The sequence below is a fragment of the Enterococcus sp. HY326 genome, assembly GCF_026157065.1.
Taxonomy (GTDB): Bacteria; Bacillota; Bacilli; order Lactobacillales; family Enterococcaceae; genus HY326.
The window spans coordinates 568,541-590,243 of sequence record NZ_JANLGQ010000002.1 but is presented as its reverse complement, the minus strand read 5'-3'; the positions used below and the strand labels follow the sequence as shown (position 1 = coordinate 590,243).

At 40.1% G+C, this 21,703-nt stretch carries 19 protein-coding genes and 1 other RNA gene; 17 read left to right on the top strand and 3 right to left on the bottom strand.

Translation table 11 applies throughout. The annotated features are described in order from the left end of the window. Positions 1–36 precede the first annotated feature (36 nt). Together ORH16_RS07490 and recU are read right to left on the bottom strand one after the other, a co-directional pair. Positions 37–2,280 (bottom strand): PBP1A family penicillin-binding protein, encoded by a 2,244-nt coding sequence (locus ORH16_RS07490; RefSeq protein ID WP_265457625.1) that lies wholly within the window; start codon positions 2,278–2,280, stop codon positions 37–39. Positions 2,281–2,283: 3 nt separating this feature from the next. Next, positions 2,284–2,892: a Holliday junction resolvase RecU gene (gene recU / locus ORH16_RS07485; protein ID WP_265457624.1), complete on the bottom strand. Its 609-nt coding sequence runs from the start codon at positions 2,890–2,892 to the stop codon at positions 2,284–2,286. Positions 2,893–2,954: 62 nt separating this feature from the next. Between recU and ORH16_RS07480 the strand changes: the two genes are divergently transcribed. The 11 genes from ORH16_RS07480 to ORH16_RS07430 all read left to right on the top strand — a co-directional run bounded on the left by ORH16_RS07480 (position 2,955) and on the right by ORH16_RS07430 (position 12,393). Further along, positions 2,955–3,506 (top strand): DUF1273 domain-containing protein, encoded by a 552-nt coding sequence (locus tag ORH16_RS07480; protein ID WP_265457622.1) that lies wholly within the window; start codon positions 2,955–2,957, stop codon positions 3,504–3,506. Between the two features lie 85 nt (positions 3,507–3,591). Next, entirely contained in the window at positions 3,592–4,017 is a 426-nt protein-coding gene (gene gpsB / locus ORH16_RS07475; RefSeq protein WP_265457620.1) for a cell division regulator GpsB, read from the top strand. Between the two features lie 11 nt (positions 4,018–4,028). After that, positions 4,029–4,393, top strand: an RNA gene (gene rnpB / locus ORH16_RS07470) — RNase P RNA component class B. Positions 4,394–4,599: 206 nt separating this feature from the next. Continuing rightward, on the top strand, positions 4,600–5,757 hold the full coding sequence (locus ORH16_RS07465; RefSeq protein WP_265457618.1) for a THUMP domain-containing class I SAM-dependent RNA methyltransferase: 1,158 nt from the start codon (positions 4,600–4,602) through the stop codon (positions 5,755–5,757). A gap of 12 nt (positions 5,758–5,769) precedes the next feature. Next, positions 5,770–7,266 carry a carboxypeptidase M32 gene (locus ORH16_RS07460; protein WP_265457616.1) on the top strand — a complete coding sequence of 499 codons (1,497 nt, stop codon included), beginning with the start codon at positions 5,770–5,772 and terminating at the stop codon, positions 7,264–7,266. A 90-nt stretch (positions 7,267–7,356) separates the two neighbouring features. After that, positions 7,357–8,007, top strand: coding sequence for an HD domain-containing protein (locus ORH16_RS07455; RefSeq protein ID WP_265457614.1), 651 nt, complete (start codon positions 7,357–7,359; stop codon positions 8,005–8,007). 189 nt (positions 8,008–8,196) lie between these two features. Then, positions 8,197–8,739: a DUF924 family protein gene (locus ORH16_RS07450; RefSeq protein WP_265457613.1), complete on the top strand. Its 543-nt coding sequence runs from the start codon at positions 8,197–8,199 to the stop codon at positions 8,737–8,739. Between the two features lie 39 nt (positions 8,740–8,778). After that, positions 8,779–9,135, top strand: coding sequence for a hypothetical protein (locus tag ORH16_RS07445; protein WP_265457611.1), 357 nt, complete (start codon positions 8,779–8,781; stop codon positions 9,133–9,135). Between the two features lie 164 nt (positions 9,136–9,299). Then, positions 9,300–9,734, top strand: a complete 435-nt coding sequence (locus ORH16_RS07440; protein WP_265457610.1) for a GNAT family N-acetyltransferase — start codon at positions 9,300–9,302, stop codon at positions 9,732–9,734. 60 nt (positions 9,735–9,794) lie between these two features. Continuing rightward, the gene (locus ORH16_RS07435) at positions 9,795–10,976 is read left to right on the top strand and encodes a VanZ family protein (protein WP_265457609.1); all 1,182 of its coding nucleotides are present in this window, start codon (positions 9,795–9,797) and stop codon (positions 10,974–10,976) included. Positions 10,977–11,043: 67 nt separating this feature from the next. Next, a complete protein-coding gene (locus ORH16_RS07430) occupies positions 11,044–12,393 on the top strand; it encodes a DEAD/DEAH box helicase (protein ID WP_265457607.1) in 1,350 nt (449 codons plus the stop codon). 108 nt (positions 12,394–12,501) lie between these two features. On the opposite strand, the gene ORH16_RS07425 is transcribed toward ORH16_RS07430, so the two are convergent. Beyond that, the gene (locus ORH16_RS07425) at positions 12,502–12,945 is read right to left on the bottom strand and encodes a GNAT family N-acetyltransferase (RefSeq protein ID WP_265457606.1); all 444 of its coding nucleotides are present in this window, start codon (positions 12,943–12,945) and stop codon (positions 12,502–12,504) included. Positions 12,946–13,012: 67 nt separating this feature from the next. On the opposite strand from ORH16_RS07425, the gene ORH16_RS07420 reads away from it, so the two are divergent. The 6 genes from ORH16_RS07420 (at position 13,013) to ORH16_RS07395 (ending at position 21,684) form a co-directional block, all read left to right on the top strand. After that, positions 13,013–14,065 carry a hypothetical protein gene (locus ORH16_RS07420; RefSeq protein WP_265457604.1) on the top strand — a complete coding sequence of 351 codons (1,053 nt, stop codon included), beginning with the start codon at positions 13,013–13,015 and terminating at the stop codon, positions 14,063–14,065. An 81-nt stretch (positions 14,066–14,146) separates the two neighbouring features. Beyond that, positions 14,147–15,241, top strand: coding sequence for a DUF4352 domain-containing protein (locus ORH16_RS07415; RefSeq protein WP_265457602.1), 1,095 nt, complete (start codon positions 14,147–14,149; stop codon positions 15,239–15,241). A 322-nt stretch (positions 15,242–15,563) separates the two neighbouring features. Then, on the top strand, positions 15,564–18,209 hold the full coding sequence (gene alaS / locus ORH16_RS07410) for an alanine--tRNA ligase (protein ID WP_265457600.1): 2,646 nt from the start codon (positions 15,564–15,566) through the stop codon (positions 18,207–18,209). 118 nt (positions 18,210–18,327) lie between these two features. After that, positions 18,328–18,942 (top strand): ECF transporter S component, encoded by a 615-nt coding sequence (locus ORH16_RS07405; protein WP_265457598.1) that lies wholly within the window; start codon positions 18,328–18,330, stop codon positions 18,940–18,942. 65 nt (positions 18,943–19,007) lie between these two features. Further along, positions 19,008–20,177, top strand: coding sequence for a cation diffusion facilitator family transporter (locus ORH16_RS07400; RefSeq protein ID WP_265457596.1), 1,170 nt, complete (start codon positions 19,008–19,010; stop codon positions 20,175–20,177). A 160-nt stretch (positions 20,178–20,337) separates the two neighbouring features. Next, positions 20,338–21,684, top strand: a complete 1,347-nt coding sequence (locus tag ORH16_RS07395) for a PTS sugar transporter subunit IIC (RefSeq protein WP_265457594.1) — start codon at positions 20,338–20,340, stop codon at positions 21,682–21,684. Positions 21,685–21,703 lie beyond the last annotated feature (19 nt).

The following is a 21,703-nucleotide window of genomic DNA, read 5'->3' as shown; positions in this document are numbered from 1 at the left end:
TTTTTAACTCATGACTGTAGCTCCTTTTAAATTCAATTAAGCTGCTGGTTGTTCAGAATTGTTAGTTGTCGGTTGGCTATCCTGGGTTTGACTAGAACTACTAGTTGGCGTTTCTTCACTAGAGCTCGGTGATGTTTCTTCTGAGCTACTCGGCGGCGTTTCTTCAACGCTGCTAGACGAGCTAGAAGAACTCGATGAGCTAGACGAGCTACTGGAGGAAGAACTACTCGAGGAACTTGAAGAAGAGGCGTCGGTTGTGTAGCCATCTAAATAAAGTTCACCATTAATTCGACTGACACCATCAGGCATTACCCAGTCTTGATTTTCTACGCTGCCAGCTAGATAAGACATTAATTCTCGATAAACAGAACTGGCAACAGAAGTTCCATTTGAAAGAATTGGTGTTAAGCGGTCGTTGTATCCAGTCCAGACGGCTAATGAATAGCTTCTCGTATAACCGACAAAATTACTATCTGGTACAGCGCCATAAGTCGTTGTGCTGTTCAAGTTGGCATAATCACTATCCTCATAATTTGAGGTTCCCGTTTTTCCTGCCTGATACAAGCCACTGATAGCTGCGTTGGTACCAGTTCCCATACTGATGACATCTTTTAACATATCAGTAATCATATAAGCGGTTGTTTCAGACATTGCTTGGCTGCCTGTTGAGGCAAAGCTTTGTTCTGTTCCATCGGAAAAGACAACTCGATTGATATAACTTGGCTGGTAATAGGTTCCACCATTAGCAAAAGCTGCATAGGCTGCTGCTAATTTTTCCGAAGAAATACCATAAGTGGTCGTGCCATCAGTATTTGTGCTGCTGGAAATAGCATTTGAATCATAGATTGGATTATATTGAATTCCCAAGCCGCTTAAAAAGGCGGCGGCATCTTCCTGGCCAACATCTTCAAAGACTTGAGCGGCCACTGTGTTACGGGAGAGATAAAGTGCCCGGCGAATACTCATTGTGCCTAAATAGGTTCTGTCGGCATTGTTGACAGCATCATCTGTACCCGGCCAATCATAAGCCTTATCTTGATAAGTTTTAGCGGTTGAATAATGCAAATTTTCAATTGCTGGCGCATAATCGGTAATTGGTTTTACTGTTGAGCCGACATCACGGGTGACGTTGACTGCTAAATTCTGACCAAGAGAAACATCAGCAGAAATGTTGCGTCCGCCAATTTGAGCGACCACATTGCCGGTATTGACATCAACCAAAGTTGCAGCGACTTGCATGTCGGCATCGGGATAAGAAACATAATCTTCTGAATTGACGATATCATAGAGTCGTTGTTGTGCATCCATATTAATATTTGTATAGATTTCCAAACCGTCATTGTAAACATCCAATCCAGCTTCTTCGGCTTGGTTTAAGACTTCAACCAAATACGGATCGATTAAGCGGGCCTCAGTATTATCATTCGTTTGAGCTACAATTCCGTCATTAATATCTGTCGCCACTGCTGCATCGTAATCAGACTGACTGATGGTGTCATTGTTTAGCATGGCGCTTAATACAATATCTCTGCGTTCTTTAGCGGCTTCTGGATTTGTATAGGGGTCATAAGCACTCGGGGCATTAGGTAAGCCTGCGAGTAAGGCTGTTTGAGCCAAAGTCAAATCAGCTAAAGTCTTATTATAATAAGATTGAGCCGCAGTCGCCATGCCATAAACACCATTGCCCATGTAAACTTTATTGATGTAATAGGTTAAAATTTCTTGTTTAGAAACTTCCCGTTCTAATTCAATTGACATCCAAGCTTCTTGGATTTTTCTTTCTAGAGTCTGGTCTGAGGCATCTGTTGAGAAAAAGGAAAGTTTAATTAGCTGCTGGGTTAAGGTGGAACCACCTTGCAGTCCTGAGTCGCTAGTTAAGTTGCTAACAGCGGCCCCGGCAATCCGAATTGGGTCAACCCCGATATGATCGTAAAAACGGCGATCTTCGACGGATACGATGGCATCTGTTAACTGCTGAGGCACATCGGTTGCCGTAACTTTTTCCCTATGTTCGCTACCTAAATCTAAAACTAAATTGCCACTGCCATCAAAAATTTGTGTTGACTGGATAGAATCGATTTTACTTAAATCTAATTCAGGAGCATCCTTGGCGTAATACCAAAAAACACCCGCTCCTGTAAGTCCTCCGACAATCAGCAGGGCAAATAAGACAAGGAAAATCCGCAATAGCACTTTTCCAAAGGTCAATTTTTTCTTTGGTTTCTTGTCCGGCTGCTGTTGCTTTTGAAACTCAGCTCGAGACATTGGTTGATCTGACATAATTTAACTCCTTTGTTGCAAGTATTGGTCGACAGCCGCTAAAAAAGGTACGCGGGGTGCCACACCTAGGTGAATTTCAATCCCATTTTTTTCAAGAAAACTAAGGGTTAATGATTTCCGCTCAGTTGACTGTTGATGCCATTTGGAAACAAAAATTTCGCTTGGTAAAAAAAAACAACGATTTAAAGCAGAAAACCACATGAGAATAAAACAGATTCCCTCTTGGGCCAAACAATCCTCCATGTGTTTAATTTGATGAGGATGAAAGTTTTTGAAGGGAAAGGAGGTTTTATTTTTAGTTTCCTTAGCTTCGAAATCGAGATAACGTCCGCGATAGACACCATTATAATCCGTAGTTGACGGCTGACGAAAATAGGCTTCACGAATAACGGCAGCACTTCGTCTTGGATAATCTACCTTGACGATTTGAACAGGGGTGGGTTTTTTATGAATGACTGCGATTTGATGATTTAAGTAATAGTCATTGCTAATGTTAATGGCCTCTTCAAAGCTCATCCCCCGATTGGCGAAATCGACTTTTTTTTCTTGCACTTTTCGCTGATTTGCGCCACTATGAAGAGGAGTCTGGCCATTGGGATAGCGAATTGTCATGGATGATCACACTCCTATGGGTCATTATACCAGAAAAAAAGTTAGGGAGGAAAGAATCAGCGATGGATGCGATTAAAACCTTGGTCTTAACTGGCTATCGCACCTTTGAGCTAGGTGTTTTTCAAGATAAAGACCCGAAAGTTGCGGTCATTAAGAAAAGTTTAAAAATGACACTGCTGCCCTACGTTGAAAACGGCTTAGAATGGGTCTTAACCAGTGGACAATTAGGAACAGAAATTTGGGGAGCTGAGGTGGTTTCAGAATTAAAAGAGGACTATCCAGAGCTGCGTTTAGGCTTAATTTTTCCTTTTGCTGATTTTGGTCAACAATGGAATGAGAACAATCAGCAAAAATTAGCCCTCGTTAAAAGTCTTGCTGATTTTGTTGACAGCACTAGCCATAAACCCTATCAAAATCCACAACAGCTGCGAAATCACACCAAATTTTTACTAGAGCATTCCGGGGGCTGTGTCATTTTATTTGACGAGGAAGCCCCTGGAAAGCCGGAATTTTTTTATCGAGATGCCAAGCAATTTCAAGAAAGATTTCCCTATGAAATTATTCAAATTACCTTTGAAGATTTACAGAATTCTTTAGAAAACCCTTATGAATGACAGAATCTATTTGATTTTATAGTTTTTTTTTAATACAATGATACAGGAAAACATTAAGAAGACAATAACGAGGTGTAAATAGAAGATGGCAAACCCCAATTATAACCCCAAAGATATTTTACAACAGGAATTCAAAACAAAAATGCGGGGCTACGATCCTGCAGAGGTAGATGAGTTTTTAGATAATATTATTAAAGACTATGAATACTTCAATAAACAATTAATTGGCTTAAGAGAAGAAAACGAGCGTTTAAACGCCCGTGTTGGCCAATTAGCTAAATCAAACGAAGTCGCTTCAAGAGTCTCATCAGACAATAAGAGCACGACTGTAACTAACTTTGATATTTTAAAACGTCTGTCAAACTTGGAAAAAGAAGTCTTTGGCAGCAAAATTAATCAAGAAGAAAATTTTAGCGGCGGCTACAGCAGTCCTTCAAGAAGTTCTGTCAATGCTGAAAATTATTCCAATGCAGACAATAGTTCTGAGTTGGATAAGACCCGCTTATTTTAAGAAATTTTATGATTTTCGGGTGATCGCGGCTAATTTTTTAGCTGAGGAAAGTCCATGCTCGCACAGACTGCGATGTCTGTAGTGTTCGTGCTTAGCGAAACCATAAGCTAAGGTACCAATTTTGGTAACGGCAGAAAAAACAGCTAAGGCTTCGGCTATGCTGAAGTATTCTTGAAAGTGCCACAGTGACGAAGCGTCTGGAGAAATCCTGACGGTGGAACGCGGTAAACCCCTCGAGCGAGCAACCCAAATAACGGTAGGGGCACTCTTTTTAGTAGGAAATGAACGAATGAAGGAGCCAGTTTAACTGGAGATAGATGATGACCCCTGTTTATTTCTCCCTGGAAATGGACAGGACAAAACATGGCTTATAGAAAATCATAGCTCAGGGGACCTCCAACGCTTGTTGGAGGTTTTTGTTTTGAAAAAATTACGGATGCGTGGAAAAGATTGCTTTTAGGCAGTTCTTTTGATAAAACTAAGTAGTAATCAACTTACAGCGATAGTATATGAATGCTTTTCATTATGATTGGAATAGCTTAAGTAGTTTAGAGAAATTTTTATTAATTAAAGGAGCATATGATGGAACAAAAATTTAATTTAGTGGCGACAGCTGCCAGCGGCTTAGAAGCTCTTGTCGGCAAAGAGCTGCGGGATTTAGGGATTGAATGCCAAGTTGAGAATGGTCGCGCTCGTTTTCAAGGGGATTTAACTACCATTGCGAAAACCAATTTGTGGCTGCGAACAGCGGACCGGATTAAAATTGTGGTGGGGGAATTTGATGCCTTTACCTTTGATGAATTATTTGAAAAAGTCAAAGCTTTGCCGTGGGAAGATTTTTTACCGCTGGACGCTAATTTTCCAGTAGCCGGTAAATCAATTAAATCGAAATTGTATAGCGTACCTGATTGTCAGGCCATCACCAAAAAAGCAATTGTTGAAAGATTGCGGCAAATTTATCACCGTCCTGCCAGTGTGCCCTTTGCTGAGACAGGGGCTTTATACAAATTAGAAGTTGCTCTATTAAAAGACCATGTGATGGTAACCTTGGATACTACTGGGCCAAGCTTGTTTAAACGAGGCTATCGTTTAGAAAAAGGCGGCGCTCCTTTAAAAGAAAATATGGCGGCAGCTTTAGTGATGCTGACCAATTGGCGCAAAGATCGCCCGTTTTATGATCCAGTTTGTGGTTCTGGCACACTGTGTATTGAAGCAGCTTTAATCGGGCACAATATCGCTCCAGGCTTCAATCGAGAATTTGCTTGTGAAGCTTGGCCTTGGTTTACACCAGACGTGTTTGAAGCAGTCAGAAAAGAAGCGGATGAAGCGGCGAATTATGACGTGCAATTAGATATCACGGGCTCTGATATCAATGGGCAATTAATTGAAATCGCTAAAGCCAATGCAGATGAAATTGGCTTGGGGGATTCCATCACTTTTAAACAACAAGCGGTCAAAGATTTCAAAACGGAAAAAGAATATGGTGTGCTAGTAGCCAATCCGCCATATGGTGAACGTTTAGGTGAAGAGGAAAGTGTCCGCCGTCTTTACAAAGAAATGGGCACTGTCTTTCATCCGTTGAAAACCTGGAGCAAATATATTTTAACCAGTGATTTGTCCTTTGAAGAATATTATGGCGCTAAAGCAACTAAAAAACGCAAATTATACAATGGAGCTTTGCGGACAGATTTATTCCAATATTGGGGTGAACGGCCACCACGGGTCAAAAAAGTAGATTAAGGATGTGTTGAAATGTTAGAAGCAGATTTTTTAAATGAATTAAAAGAAATTAATGTTCTTCAGCAGGCTTTAGCTATTTTAGAATGGGATATGCAAACGGGCATGCCCCAAAAAGCCAGTGAATATCGCGGGGAAACGGTTGGCTATTTGACTAAATTGAAATTTGAAAAAGAAATTGGCCCAAAAATGCAGGAGTATTTAACTTATTTTGCTGAACACCCAACAGAGCTGAGTGAAGTCGGTCAGGCAGCTTATCAAAAAGTCAAAGAGGAATTTGACTTGAACCATGCGATTCCAGTTGAGCAGATGCAGGCGTATAGCAAAGCCATTTCAATGGCGGACAGTGCTTGGCAACAGGCCCGCAGCAGCAAAAGTTTTGCCGATTTTGAAACAGCTTTAGCAGAAAACATTCGCTTTACGAAGGAATTTATTCCTTATTGGCAAAAGGATGAAAAAACGCCTTATGATGTTTTGTTGAATCAGTATGAACCAGAGATGACGACTGAAATTTTGGATCAAGTTTTTGACCAAGTGTTGACAGGGATTACGGAAATTAGAGAAAAATTAGCGACAGGCACAGCGCCAAGAACTGACTTTCTAAATCGTTTTGTTTCCCGTGAAGAGCAGGAGGAATTTGTTAGAAAAGTGATCACTCAGTTGGGCCTTGATTTTTCTCGCGGGCGTTTAGATGACACGGTACATCCTTTTATGACCGGAATTAATCCTGATGATGCAAGAATCACCACCCGTTGGCATGAAAATGATTTTACGATGGCGACCTTTGGCGTGATTCATGAAGCAGGTCATGGCATGTACGAACAAAATATTGATAAAAAATACGCTTATACCCCTTTGTATGCGGGCACCTCGATGGGCATTCATGAGTCCCAATCCCTTTTCAATGAATTAATTATCGGCGGCAATCGCAATTTCTGGGAAAAACAATTTCCTTTGTTTATCGAAATCACCGGTGATACTTTTAAAGATATTGACTTTGAGACTTTCTATAAAGGCTTAAAGGAAACCAAAGCCAGCCTGATTCGAATTGAATCGGATAGTTTGACCTATCCAATTCATATTATTATCCGCTATGAGATTGAAAAAATGATTTTCAATGAAGATTTAGCCGTTGCGGATATTCCGGCTGTCTGGAATCAAAAATATCAGGAATACTTAGGTGTAGCACCAAAGGATGATTTAGAAGGCGTCTTGCAGGATGTCCATTGGGCGGGGGGCAGCTTTGGCTATTTCCCATCTTACGCTTTAGGCTACATGTATGCTGCCCAATTGCATCATAAAATGATTCTGGAGCTACCCTTTGATGAGATTTTAAAATCAGAAGATTATTCGCCAATCCGCAAATGGTTGACTGCAAATATTCATCAATATGGCGCTAGCCGCAAACCAAATCAATTGATTAAAGATGCGACTGGTGAGAGCTTGAATCCACAGTACTTGTTAGATTATTTAAAAGCAATGTATTACCCTGTTTATAATGTGACAGACTAAAAAACAAACTGCAGCAAAATAGGTTCAACGGCTTTAAAAATATTTCAGCTGTTGAAGTCACTTTGCTGCATTTTTTTGTCGGAGGAAATTATGGAAAATAAGATGCGTGCCATTTATGATTACGCAAAGGAAAAAATGGCTCAAGATTTTTCCGGTCATGGCTTTGACCATATTTTACGAGTGGTAGCCAACGTTGAGCGATTGTTAGAAACTGAGACACAGGCAGATGCTTTTGTCACCAAGGCAGCTGCTTATCTACATGATACAGTTGATGATAAAGTGGTCGCTGATGAGCAAGCTGCTTATTTAGAATTGCACAACTTTTTAATTTCTTTACAATTATCTGAGTCACAAGTTACCGCAATTTTGGACATTTTACATAATATGTCCTTTTCAAAATCTTTAGATAAAAAGGAAATTCGTTTGAGCCTAGAAGGGCAACTTGTGCAGGATGCTGATCGTTTAGATGCATTAGGCGCTGTCGGAATTTTGCGAACCGCTTATTTCGGTGGGAAAAAGGGGCATCCGATTTATGATCCGGAGATTCAGTCAATCGATTACCAAAGCAAGTCTGACTATCGGAAAGGCTCAACGGTCATCAATCATTTTTACGAAAAATTGCTATTATTGGCAGCAACGATGAATACTGAAGCTGCTAAAATCGAAGGGCAGAGACGGACCGAATTTATGGAAAACTTTTTAAAAGAGTTTTTTTATGAATGGCCCAAAAGTGAAAAATAGTCTTGATATAGTAAATATTTATCAATAATTGCCACTTTAAAAGGTTTTTTTGAAAACCTTTTAAAGTGTTATTTCTTGCCTTTTTTTCATTTTTGATAGACACTAACGATAGAAGGACGAATTAATCGTTGAACTATATCAGATATAGCTGATTTAACTTATTTAGGTAATGGGGAAAGAGGGACGTTTTTGGGAACGGAAAAAGAGGTGCTCCAGTTTTGGTTTGAAGAACTCACACCAGAGCAATGGTTTAAAAAAGATGAGACACTTGATGACACGATTAAAGAGCGTTTTAGCGCTACGTTACTAGCAGTCGCTCACGGTGAAACCTATGAATGGCGAACAACAATTGCTGGCCGTTTAGCAGAAATTATCGTCTTGGATCAATTTTCTCGGAATATTTATCGGGGACTGCCAGAAAGTTTTGCTTATGATGGACAGGCGTTAATTTTAGCTCAGGAAGCACTAAAAGATCCACAATTGAATCAATTGACTACGCCGCAAAGAAGTTTTCTTTACATGCCCTTTATGCATTCTGAGTCACCGATGATGCATAAAATTGCCAGAGAGTTGTTCACTGAACCGGGCATGGAAAACAATCTTGAATTTGAAGAGAAACACTGGGCAATTATTGAAAAATTCGGTCGTTACCCCCATCGCAATCAGATTTTAGGACGGATTTCCACCCCGGCCGAGATTGCTTTTCTCCAAGAACCAAATAGTTCTTTTTAGAATCTGGATTCATCAGAAAAGTTGAAAGGGGGCTTTAAGATGTTTTTCCAACAAGTAGTCAAGCTCAAGGAATTAATCCGCCAACTGACCTATGTATCTGAATGCTGTTTTTTAGTGGACAGTGATTTGCAGGAAAAAAAATACCATGTCGCTGTTTATAAATATTTAAGTGAGTATTATCTTTTGCAAGATGATCAAGTCATTGAGGCGATTAGTAATATTGTCGACAAAACCGGTAGCGAAGAAGATGTGTTGTCCTTGATTGAAGAAGCCTTAAATCGCAATCATTACATTATTGTCGATGAAAATTTAGTTTTTTTAGATTTGAAAACACTCAGTCAAGTAGACAAGGAGAAGCATCAAATTAAATCGCGAATTTTTGAATTTGGAAAATAATGAAATTTTGATAACATGAACTAAGCTGTGACCTAAGACCTTTAAGATGACTTATCCAAAAATTAATTTTGTACCCTCTGTAAGATTTTAGCAGAGGGAAGATTAACTTTGGTTAAGTTTATCAGTGGGATTATGTTACAGTTTTTTTGTAGGAGGAAAATACAATGGCAATTGTAATTAGAGAGGTACAGGTTGCGGACTATCAGATGTTGGCACAAATTATCTCAGAAGATTTAGGCTATCAGATAACCCAAGAATTTTTAGCAGAACGTCTAGAAACTGTCAGTCAACTTTCAGATAATCATTTATTTGTGGCAGCTGATGAAAATAATGTGGTGGGCTTTATTCAATTTGAAGAATATCAGACTGTTTATTTTGCGCCATTGCTAAATATTCTAGGTCTAGCCGTTGCGAAAGAGGCGCAAGGGCAAGGTGTTGGTCGTCAGCTCGTCAGTTTTGCTGAAGAATGGGGACAAGCGGCCGGTTTTGCCGGTGTTCGGCTTAATTCTGGTGCTGAACGAGTTGAAGCCCACCGCTTTTATCAAAAAATCGGTTATACTTTAAGAAAACAGCAGGCAAATTTTTCCAAAATGTTTTGATGGAAAATGAGCCGATGCACTTGTTTATAGTTTAAAAAAATTTAGTTGGAGGAGCAGTCAATGAACGCTTATACGACGCCAATTTTAAATGCCATTCTTTGGTTTCCTTTTATTGCTTTATTAGTCTCACTGCCTTTTTTTGTAGGGCAATATCGCCGCTATGGCCGTTTTACCATAGGCCGGGGCTTAATTCTTTATGCCTTTGTCTTTTATTTGCTATGTGCTTATTTTCTGGTGATTTTACCGCTTCCCGCCAGAGAAGCGGTGGCTGAGATGACCGGACCAAGATACAATTTGGTTTTCGGAAAATCGTTAACCGATTTTCTTTCCCAGACGGTTTTTAGAATTAGCGAGCCGAGTACTTATCTGCCGGCTTTACGGCAAGAGGTCTTTTTAGAACCGGTGTTTAATATTTTACTTCTTTTTCCTTTGGGAATTTTTCTAAGATATTATTTTAAATTTAGTCTGAAGAAGACAATTTTATTCAGCTTTTGCTTGTCATTGTTTTTTGAGTTGACGCAATTATCTGGGCTGTACTTTATTTATCCTAGGCCGTATCGTTTATTTGATGTCAATGATTTGTTTCATAATACGCTGGGTGGCACTTTGGGTTATTTTTTTGCACCGCTTTTTACCTTTATGCTACCCACCCGTCGCCAGATGGACGAATCTGCCTATGTTAAGGGGCAGCAGGTTACTTTAATTCGTCGGCTAGTCGCCTTGGTGATTGATTGGCTAATTATTTCTGTTGTTTATTTTTTGGTGGCGATGATTTTATTATTAATCAATCAAAACTGGCGTATCAGCGATTCGACCTTTATTGGTTATACTGTCCAGATTTTATTGTACTGGGTATTGTTAAATTATCTGATGAAGGGGGCGACGCCAGGTAAGCGGCTAGTTAAAATACAAATTGTCCAAGAAGGGCGTGTTCGGGTTTCTCTATGGGCTTTATTTGTTAGGTATAGCTTATTGTATTTGGTGTTTAACTATTTAGGTCGCATCAGCGGATTATTAGTCCCTTATCTGAATGATAGCAACCATAATGTGCAGGTGGTAGCTCTCTTGGTATTTATTTTCACAGCCATCTTAAGCCTTTTATATGTCGTGAATATCCTTTTAGCTTTTATTTTACGCAAGCGGGTCTTGTTTTATGAAAAAGCCAGCCATACGCATGTTATCAGCCGAGTGTACAACCAAAAATTAGCCGAAGAAGTGGTTGAGGATCATTTGAAGGGATAATTTTTTTACGAGTAGCGGCGAAACTGTGTTATAATCCACAAGATGATTTAAGAAAAGAGGTGTCACCTTGACAGATTTTAAAGAATTTACGTTTCAAGATTTTATTTATACGGCATTGGCAGACAAAGGTTTCCAACAACCGACAGAAGTGCAGGAAAAATTAATTCCAGTCATTCAAAAAGGTCGGAGCGTGGTGGGACAATCACAAACCGGTTCCGGAAAAACCCATACGTTTTTATTACCTTTAATGGATAAAATTGATACTGTCCGTGATGAAGTGCAGGTTGTAATTACGGCTCCCAGCCGCGAGTTGGCCGGTCAGATTTATCAAGCCGCTCTGCAGATTGCTAAATTTTCCAATCCGGAGATTCGTGTGACAAATTTTGTCGGCGGTACGGATAAACAGCGGCAATTAGACCGTTTGAAATTTCAACAGCCCCATGTGGTCGTGGGCACACCAGGCCGCATTTTGGACATGATGAACGAGCAGGCTTTAAAAATTCACACAGCTTTTGCTTTTGTTGTCGATGAAGCTGATATGACATTAGATATGGGCTTTTTAACGGAAGTCGATCAGATTGCCGCTCGATTGCCGGAAAAAATCCAAATGCTGGTTTTTTCAGCGACAATTCCAGAAAAATTGCGACCTTTCCTCCGCAAATATATGGAAAACCCTTTGATTGAAGAAATTCGTCCCAAGGCAATTATTTCCGAAACGATTGATAATTGGCTGATTTCCACTAAAGGAAAAAATCGCAATCAATTGATTCATCAATTGCTGACGATTGGTCATCCGTATTTGGCGATTGTCTTTGCCAATACTAAACAGCGGGTGGATGAGCTGACTGAATTTTTGAAGGGCAAAGGTCTAAAGGTTGCCAAAATTCATGGGGATATCACTCCGCGGGAACGCAAGCGGGTGATGCGCCAAGTACAAAATTTAGAATATCAATATGTTGTGGCAACAGATTTAGCTGCTCGTGGTATTGATATTGAAGGTGTCTCCCATGTCATCAATGCCGAAATTCCGGATGATTTAGAATTCTTCATCCACCGAGTGGGCCGGACTGGTCGTAATGGTCTGCCGGGAATTGCCATCACTTTATATGACCCAAGTGAAGAACAAGCGGTGATTGTGCTAGAAAAAATCGGCGTTAAATTTGAGCCCCGGGAAATTAAAAATGGGGAAATTGTTGAGACCTATGACCGTAATCGCCGGGACAAACGGGAAAAATCCCGGGATGTTTTAGATCCGACTTTAATTGGTTTGGTGAAAAAGAAAAAGAAAAAAATCAAACCCGGCTACAAACGCAAAATTAACAGGGCTATTTCTGAAAGCAATAAGCAAAAACGCAAGGTGGCCCGCCGTCAAGAAGGTCGGACCACCCGCAAGAACAAAAAAAATTCCAACAGCTAATTGCTGTTAATTTAGAAAATAAAAGCACTTCATCCGGTTTTTCAGACAGGATGAAGTGCTTTTGATTTGTATTTTTTAATTGATAAGAACAATGTTAAAAATTTGCCGCTACTTATTCGTTTCAAGCAAGTCTTTTTTCATGGAGACACATAAAATTCCATCCTCGTAAAAGGGTTTAGAGACAATCTTGTAGCCTAATTTTTGGTAAAAATTTGCAGCAGCCATTTCTGCAGATAAAAGCGAAGTTTTGCAGCCAGCAGCGATGCCACGCTTTTCTAGTTCGGTGAAGAGCGTTTTGCCGATACCTTGATGGCGATATTCTTTGGTAACACAAAACCTATCTGGGTGCAGCTGGCTTGGTGAATCCAGTTGCCAGCGAATCGTGGCGACCGGCTGGCCAGCGATAAAAGCTACGCCGTAAATTCTGTCGTTGTCATCTAATGCATCAAATTCATCGGTCGGTTTGATTCCTTGTTCTAAAACAAAAATCTGATAGCGCAGGTAAAATGCGCTGGCTTTCAGCCAAGCCTTGTGGCCCCATAAAATCTCCATTTTTAAAACACCACCTTTTTATTGTGCTATACTATATTAGCATAAACATTTGAAGGGAGTAGACTTTGTGGATTTCATTTCGATGCTAGAGTGGTCCGTTTGGAAAAAACTGACAGATCAAGAAAAAACGATGGTGATGAATCAGGTGACGATGTATTTTGTCTCACCTTTATTAAAAATTTCTGATGTTCGCCTAGAGGAGCATGAATTATTTGGCATTAAAAGCCGGACCTTCTCTTTAAAAATTAATGACGAGGAATTTCTTTTAGTTCCCGGTAATTCAGAAGCAATATTAGGTTGGGATTTAGGTGTCAAGGGGCTGCCGCCTTTTGAAATTATTTCCGATCAGAAAAATCTGCGCAAATTAAAGCTGGCTGTTGAGACTGAATATGATTTCAGTGATTTAGAATCGATTGGTCAGTATATTAATGATTATACGACACCTTTAAGGCGGGTTAGTGTACCGCCGATGCTAGTTCAAAAGTATTCTTTACCAGCTGGAACCTCCTACATGGGTACTCTGAATATGATTACCGGTGAATTTACCGGTGATATCGGCAGCTATAATCTATTTGAAACCCAGATTAAAAATATTATCTATCCTGAACTTTCTGCCGAGGAATCTTTAAGCTGGTCATTTCCCCGCAGCGCCCTCAAGGAAGAAAAATTCTTTATGGAATTAACTGCCGGCGGAGAAAGCTATCGGATTTACCGTCACCATAATTGGAATTATTTTGAACAGGAAAAAGTTTTAAATAAATATGCCTTTGAACTCTTAACGGAAGATCAATGGGAATTTGCAGTGGGTGCTGGCACCCGCCGATTATTCCGTTGGGGCAATGAATTAGTCTTTGACGAGAGTATTTCCCGACGAATGATTCAAAATCAAATTAGTCTTGCCAATATGTTTGGACTTGTTTTTGATGCTACAAAATCTCGTTTGGAATTAACCCGCAGCCCCCAAGTTTTAAAAATGGATGATTATGGGGAGGCTTTTTATCCAATTGTCAATATGCTGCCACTAGCCTCTTATTATCACAGCGGCAAGGCTTTGAACCCGCAAGAAAAATTAGATCCTAGCAAGTATCTTTATCGCAAAGCCGTGATTATCGAAGCGTGAAAATAGTAAAAAAAAATTAATTTCAGCAGACATCTGCTAAAATAGATAAAGGATGACTAAATTTATTTTAGGAGGAAGCCTATGCCTATGAAGGATGGGAACAAACGGCCAACTAAGCCAGCGCAGCCGAGAAAAAAAGGCAAACGCAAAAAAAGTCAATACAGCCAAAAATTATTGCCTTTTAATTTAGCCAGTGGTATCTTGGCTATCTTCAATAGTATTTTTTGTTTCGTGTATGTAATTGCTATTTTCGTCTCAGCAATTCTGTCTAGTGGAGCCTTTTTAGGATTTTTAACCGTCTGTTTTACAGCATCACTAATCTTGCATATTATTGGTCTGTACTACAACGGCCAATATAAACTAGGGAGTGGCGGTCACATCTGCGGAATTATCGCTTCTGTGATGATGATTATTTTGCCGGCCTTCTTATTTCTCCCAGCCTTTATTTTGTACATCATTGCCGCTGCGATGAACTTAAAAAAAGTTCGCTATCGTCTGATTCCAGCCCGCCGTTTAACGGCTTTTTATAAAAAGCCATTGGTAGATATTTTTATTGTAGTTGCCGTTATACTCGGGGCTATTGGAGTGTTTGCTTTTAATGCAGCTAGTGATGGAGACAATGGGCCAACTTCTTCAACAACAAATTCTGAGGGAAGTTCAGACGACAGTAGTCAGGCTTCAGAAGGAAGCTCTGAGACAGCAGGCAGTGAAACTTCTGCTGATGACAGCACTGACGCGTTGACAGAATCTTCAGAAGCAGCATCTGAAACAATTGTGCCAGTTTTTGAAAGTTATGACGGAGAAGAATTTCGCATCGCTGTCACCGAGATTCGGATGGAACGGGAGATTCGTGAATCCGATTTGCTGAGTTATACAGCAGACGAGGGAACAAAATATTTGCTAGTCTATTTAACTGTCATGAACACTTCTGACAGTATGGGCTCGTTTTCCACCAGTGATTTTAGGGTAATTGATGAAGCAGGGGCGCAATATTCGCCGACAACTTTATTGGGCCTATCAGACAACATTTCCTTTGAATCGATGAATCCGGGAATTGAAACGCGGGGCTTTTTAGCTTATACGGTGCCGGAAAGTTTAGAGGTTACCGGCCTGCAATTAGCGTATAGTGGTTCAAGTTTATTTTCCAGCGAACGGGTTTTATTTGCTTTAAGCTAAACTTTCCTTTGACATTTCCACAAGTTTTTCATATAATTTCAGTAGCAAAAATATGATTTAATTTTCACTCTTCACAGAAAATCCTTCATTGCTGAAAGAAGGATAAGAGTCGGTTAAATTGCTCTTTTGCAGTTTTGATAGCAATATCAACGGCAACTCACCGTTATCGAGTTTAAGAGGTAATGATCGACATCATTGCAATCAAGGTGGTACCGCGAGTGTTCGTCCTTGAGTGCAGGGGTGTCTTTTTTGCATTTAATAGTTGGTAAAAAAATTGCCAGCTTTTAAACCAATGCCATCATAAAAAACGAGGAGACCAGTTATGAAACAATTATCAAGTGCCCAAGTACGACAAATGTTTTTAGATTTTTTCAAATCTAAAGGCCACAGTGTAGAACCCAGTGCATCTTTAGTGCCAGTGAATGATCCAACTTTATTATGGATTAATTCTGGGGTTGCAACCTTAAAAAAATATTTTGATGGCAGCGTAGTACCGGAAAATCCCCGGATTACCAATGCTCAAAAATCAATTCGCACCAACGACATTGAAAACGTCGGTAAGACTGCCCGTCACCACACCATGTTTGAAATGCTCGGTAATTTTTCGATTGGTGATTATTTCAAGGAAGATGCCATCACCTTTGCTTGGGAATTTTTAACCTCATCAGAATGGATGGGCTTTGAGCCGGAAAAAATTTATGTGACTGTCTATCCCGAAGATGCCGAAGCAAAACGGATTTGGCGGGAAGTCATCGGCTTGACAGAAGAGCATATCGTCGAGATTGAAGATAATTTTTGGGATATCGGCGCGGGTCCTAGTGGCCCCGATTCAGAAATTTTCTATGACCGGGGACCTGAATTTAATAATCTAAGTGAAGATGCCCCTGAAAATTATCCTGGTGGCGAAAATGAACGCTATTTGGAAATTTGGAATCTCGTCTTCTCTGAATTTAATCATAAACCAGATGACACCTATGAACCATTACCCCATAAAAACATTGATACGGGGATGGGCTTAGAACGAATGGTTTCGATTATTCAAAACGCTCCAACTAATTTTGAAACAGATTTATTTTTGCCGATTATTCATGAAACGGAAACCCTGAGCGGCCAATTTAAATATGCCGCAGATAAAACAAAGGATATTTCCTTTAAAGTAATTGCCGATCACATTCGGGCTTTATCTTTTGCGATTGGTGATGGTGCTTTACCTTCAAATGAAGGACGGGGTTATGTGTTGCGTCGCTTATTACGTCGCGCAGTCATGCATGGGAAAAAATTAGGCATCAACGAACCATTTTTATACAAATTAGTACCGATTGTCGGCGATATCATGGTCAGTTATTATCCAGAAGTGACCAATCAAAAAGATTTTATCGAAAAAGTTGTTAAATCAGAGGAAGAACGCTTCAATGAAACCATCAACGAAGGCTTAGCAATGTTAGACCAAGTGATTGCTGAAGTTAAATCAGCTAACGAAGATACGCTAAAGGGAGAAATTATTTTCAAACTGTATGATACTTTTGGCTTCCCCGTTGAATTAACGGAAGAAGTCGCTGAAGATGAAAATCTAAAGGTTGATCATGCCGGCTTTGAAGTTGAAATGGCCGCTCAAAGAGAACGAGCGCGTGCTGCCCGCAGCAAAGAATTATCAATGGGCACCCAATCAGCCTTGTGGACAGATATTAAAGTTACTAGTAAATTTGTCGGCTACGAACATTTGGAAGCCGAAACAGAATTAATTGTTGCCGTGCAAAATGAAGAGGTTACACCAGAGGTTCATGACGGTACAGCGCAATTACTTTTTGCTAAGACACCATTTTATGCAGAAATGGGGGGCCAGATTGCTGATAAAGGAACTTTAGTCAGCCTTGAAGGTGAAGTAGTTGCTAACATTATCGATGTTCAAAAAGCACCCAACGGTCAGTTTATGCATGAAGTTGAAATTGTTAGACCTGTGTCTGTTGGTAAAACTTACTTTTTACAGGTGGATGCTCACCGCCGCAATAAAATTTTGAAAAATCATACAGCGACGCACTTATTGCACAAAGCATTGAAGGAAGTCTTAGGTACCCACGCCAATCAAGCAGGTTCACTTGTAGCGCCAGGTCATCTGCGTTTTGACTTTACCCACTTCGGTCAAATCACCACCGAAGAATTGGCGGAGATGGAAAAAATCGTCAACCAAAAAATTTGGGAGGCTATTCCTGTCGTCACGCTGGAAACAGATTTGAAAACTGCAAAAGAAATGGGCGCTATGGCATTATTTGGTGAAAAATACGGCAACGATGTGCGGGTTGTCAATATTGGCGACTGGTCAATTGAACTCTGCGGGGGTACCCATGTAGCCAACACCGAAGACATCGGTATTTTCAAAATTGTTTCTGAGTCTGGCATTGGCGCTGGTGTTCGCCGAATTGAAGCAGTTACGGCTCAAGAAGCATACGAAGCGTATCGGGAAGAAGAAAATCTTTTGACGGCTGTAGCTCAAACGATTAAATCACCACAGGTAAAAGAAGTCGTGAACAAGACAGAACAATTACAGGCGCAATTAAAAGAATTGCAAAAAGAAAATGAAAAATTAGCGGCTAAATTAGCTAATCAACAGGCCGGTGATGTCTTCCAAAATATTCAAGAGGTTGCTGGATTAAAAGTTATCGCAGCTGAGGTCAACGTTAAAGATATGAACCAGCTGCGTCAATTGGCAGACCAATGGAAGCAAAAAGAATTATCGGATGTTCTAGTATTGGCGACAGCCCAAGAAGACAAGGTGAATTTATTAGCGGCGATGACCAAATCCACGAATGAAAAAGGCTTAAAAGCTGGCGATTTAATTAAAGCAATTGCACCGTTAGTTGGCGGCGGCGGGGGCGGTCGTCCAGACATGGCTCAAGCCGGTGGTAAAAACCCAGCGGGCATTCAAGCGGCCTTGGCAGCTGTACCCACTTGGTTAACAGAACAAAAATAATTTATTTGTAAAAAATTCTTAGTAAAATAAATCCAACAATTCAGAGTAATTGTTGGATTTTTTTCACAGGATAGAGCATAATAAAAAAACGAAAATATTTATTCTGGAGGTCTTTAAAATGAGAGAGCAGGATCGAACCTATCGCTTAGTTTTACGGGGAATTTTATTAGCCATTATTATTGTGCAGGCGATGGTGCCGTTTTTAGGCTTTATTCCTTTAGGGGTTATTAGCTTGACCATCATTCACATCACGGTGATTGTCGCAGCTGTTGTTTTAGGAACAAAAGACGGAGCCATCATTGGTTTGTTCTGGGGACTTGCGACGATGGTGAGGGCCTATGCGATGCCAACGACGCCCTTTGATACTTTGGTCTTTACGAATCCGATTATTTCTGTTTTGCCTCGCATCTTAGTTGGTGTCGTGGCCGGGATTGTCTTTAGCCAAATTTATCGTCGCAAAAAATCGGTGGCTTTAGCTTCCGCTATCGGAGGTGTGTTAGGTTCTATCGTCAATACTGTTTTAGTGCTTGGCTTGATGGGCTTGTTGTATAGCTCTGCAACAGCGACAGCCTATGGAACTGACACTTCAACTCTGTTTACCGTCTTATTCGGTGTTGGCGTGGCCAATGGGATTCCTGAAGCGATTGCGGCGGGAATTATCACACCACTCATCGCCTCTGCTTTATTTGCAGCCACACCATTGACACCAAATCATGGTAAAATAAAGTCGTAGATTATCTGCGGCTTTTTTATTATTAGCTATTGGTTTTGGTTTATAAAGAAAAAAAGGGGACAGCTATGATTCAATTTATTTTAAATAAATTAGAAAAATCTGATCAAGATGCGACACTTTTTCGCAAAAAAGTTGGCAACACCGCCGCAATCATTGGTCTTTTAACAAATGGGTTATTATTTGCTGCCAAAATTTTAATTGGTTTACTTTCCAACAGTGTCTCAATCATGGCGGATGCGATTAATAATTTATCAGACACGGCTTCATCACTGCTAACTTTAGTCGGCTTTCGAATTGCTGCTAAGCCCGCCGATCGGGAGCATCCCTATGGCCACGAGCGCTTTGAATACATCAGCGGCTTTTTAGTTTCTCTATTGGTGACGTATGTTGGATTCCAATTTTTGCATACCTCCTTTGATAAAATTTTAAATCCCTCCAGCACATTAATCACCCCATTAGTTTTTGTGGTGCTGCTCTTATCGATTATTATCAAAATCTGGCAGGGAAAAATGTACCGCAGCTTTAGCCGCCGCATCAAATCAGAGACGTTAAATGCCACAGCACAGGATAGTCTCAATGATGTCTTCACAACGGTAACTGTTTTAGTTTCAGCACTGATTGAATTTATCACCGGCTGGCAGCTGGATGGGTATATCGGTTTTTTAATTGCCCTCTATATTTTATACAGTGGCATTAAAATGATTAAAGATTTTATCGATGAACTGATGGGCAGTCGGCCGACTACCGAAGACATTGTACAGATGGAAGAACGTTTGGAAACTTACCCTGATATTTTGGGCTTCCATGATTTGTTGGTGCATAATTACGGACCAAATAAAAATTTTGCGACTGTTCACATTGAGGTCAATGAAGATTTAAGTTTGGAAGCGGCCCACCATATTATCGATGGCATTGAAAAAGATTTTAAAAAATCCCTCAATATTAATTTGGTTTGTCATGTGGACCCCGTGCCGGTGAATGATCGGCAGTTCATGACGAATTTTCATATTGTTAAAACAATTATTGAAGAATTGAAATTAAACCTGCGGATGCATGATTTCCGGATGGAAAAAAATCCAGAAGAGCTGGCTTTTGATTTAGTTGTCCCGCCGAAATGTCCTTTAACAGACGAAGAAATTTATAAAAAAATTCAAGCCAAATTGTTGCTGATACTAGGCCCAACCAAGCTGAGTATCGACTTTGACCACAATTATTTGCTGACCAAAAATAATTGAGAAAATTTTTTTAAAACTAAATCCAGTAACAGAACCCTTTCAAAAAAGCGCTAAAACTTTTTTTGAAAGGGTTCTTTTTTGCTATTTACAAGTTGGTTTTAATTTGTTATTATTAATGCGCAAACATTATAATGTTATTATTTTGAAAAGGGGAAGTATGATGGATAAGTTTGTTAATGTGTTAGAGCAGAAGATTATGCCTTTTGCTAACAAAATCGGAATGCAGCGTCACATGGTTGCAATTAGAAAAGGGATTATTGCGACGATGCCTTTAACAATTGTCGGCTCGTTTTTCACCATTTTGTTAAACATGCCAGTTGATTCTTTGGCACAAGCAATTGAACCGTATCGGGATTTATTGGATATTCCTTTTCGTTACACAGTCGGGATTTTAGCTTTATATGCAACCTTTGGTATTGGCTCAGCGCTCGCAAAAAGTTACAAGGTGGATTCATTGACCGCCGGAATTTTATCTTTGATGGCTTTTCTCGTTACCGCCGCACCGCCAATTCGTTTAGTCGATGGTGTCGAAGGTGTGATTGATGCAGGTCGTTATATTAATATTGCTAACTTAAGTTCTTCGTCTTTATTTGGTGCCATTGTGACTGCCATTGTTTCTGTAGAAATTTATCGAATATTCATTCAAAAAAATATCACAATCAAAATGCCAGAAGGCGTGCCACCGGAAGTTTCCAATTCCTTTATCGCTTTGATTCCTGGAGCAGTCATCTTAATTTTATTCTGGGTCTTACGTCATGTTATCGGCTTTGATTTAAATGGTTTCTTGAGTAGTATCTTAATGCCGTTAAAAGATGTTTTAGCTGGTAATAGTTTGTTTGGCGGATTGCTAACTGTCTTTCTAATTTGTTTCTTCTGGGTGCTGGGAATTCACGGACCAGCAATTTTAGGTCCAGTCATTCGTCCTTTCTGGGATATGTCGATTGCTGAAAATATGGATGCGTTTGCTGCTGGTGTCAGCGCTCATAACATGCCGAATATTTTCACGGAACAATTTATTCAATGGTTCGTTTGGATTGGCGGTTCAGGAACAACTTTAGTGCTTGTCTTTATGTTTATGTTCTCTAAATCAAAATATTTGAAGAGCTTGGGACGCTTGTCCTTTTTACCAGGCATTTTTAATATCAATGAGCCGATGATTTTCGGTGCACCAATCGTGATGAATCCAATTTTAGCCATTCCATTTATCGTCGCACCGTTAATTACCACAACCGTAGCTTATTTTGCCACAATAACGGGGATTGTGCCGATGATGGTCGCTCGATTAGGTTTTGCGATGCCGGCACCAATCGCAGCGTGGATGAGTACCAACTGGAGTGTCTCAGCGGCAATTTTAGTCTTTGTTAACTTCTTTATCACTTTTGCGATTTACTATCCATTCTTTAAAGTCTTTGAAAAACAACAGCTGGAAAAAGAAGCTGCTGAAATTGCGCAAGAAGATGCGCAAAGAACAACGATGGAAATTGCTGACGAAACAACTGGAAAATAATAAGTAAGTCTTTGTGATA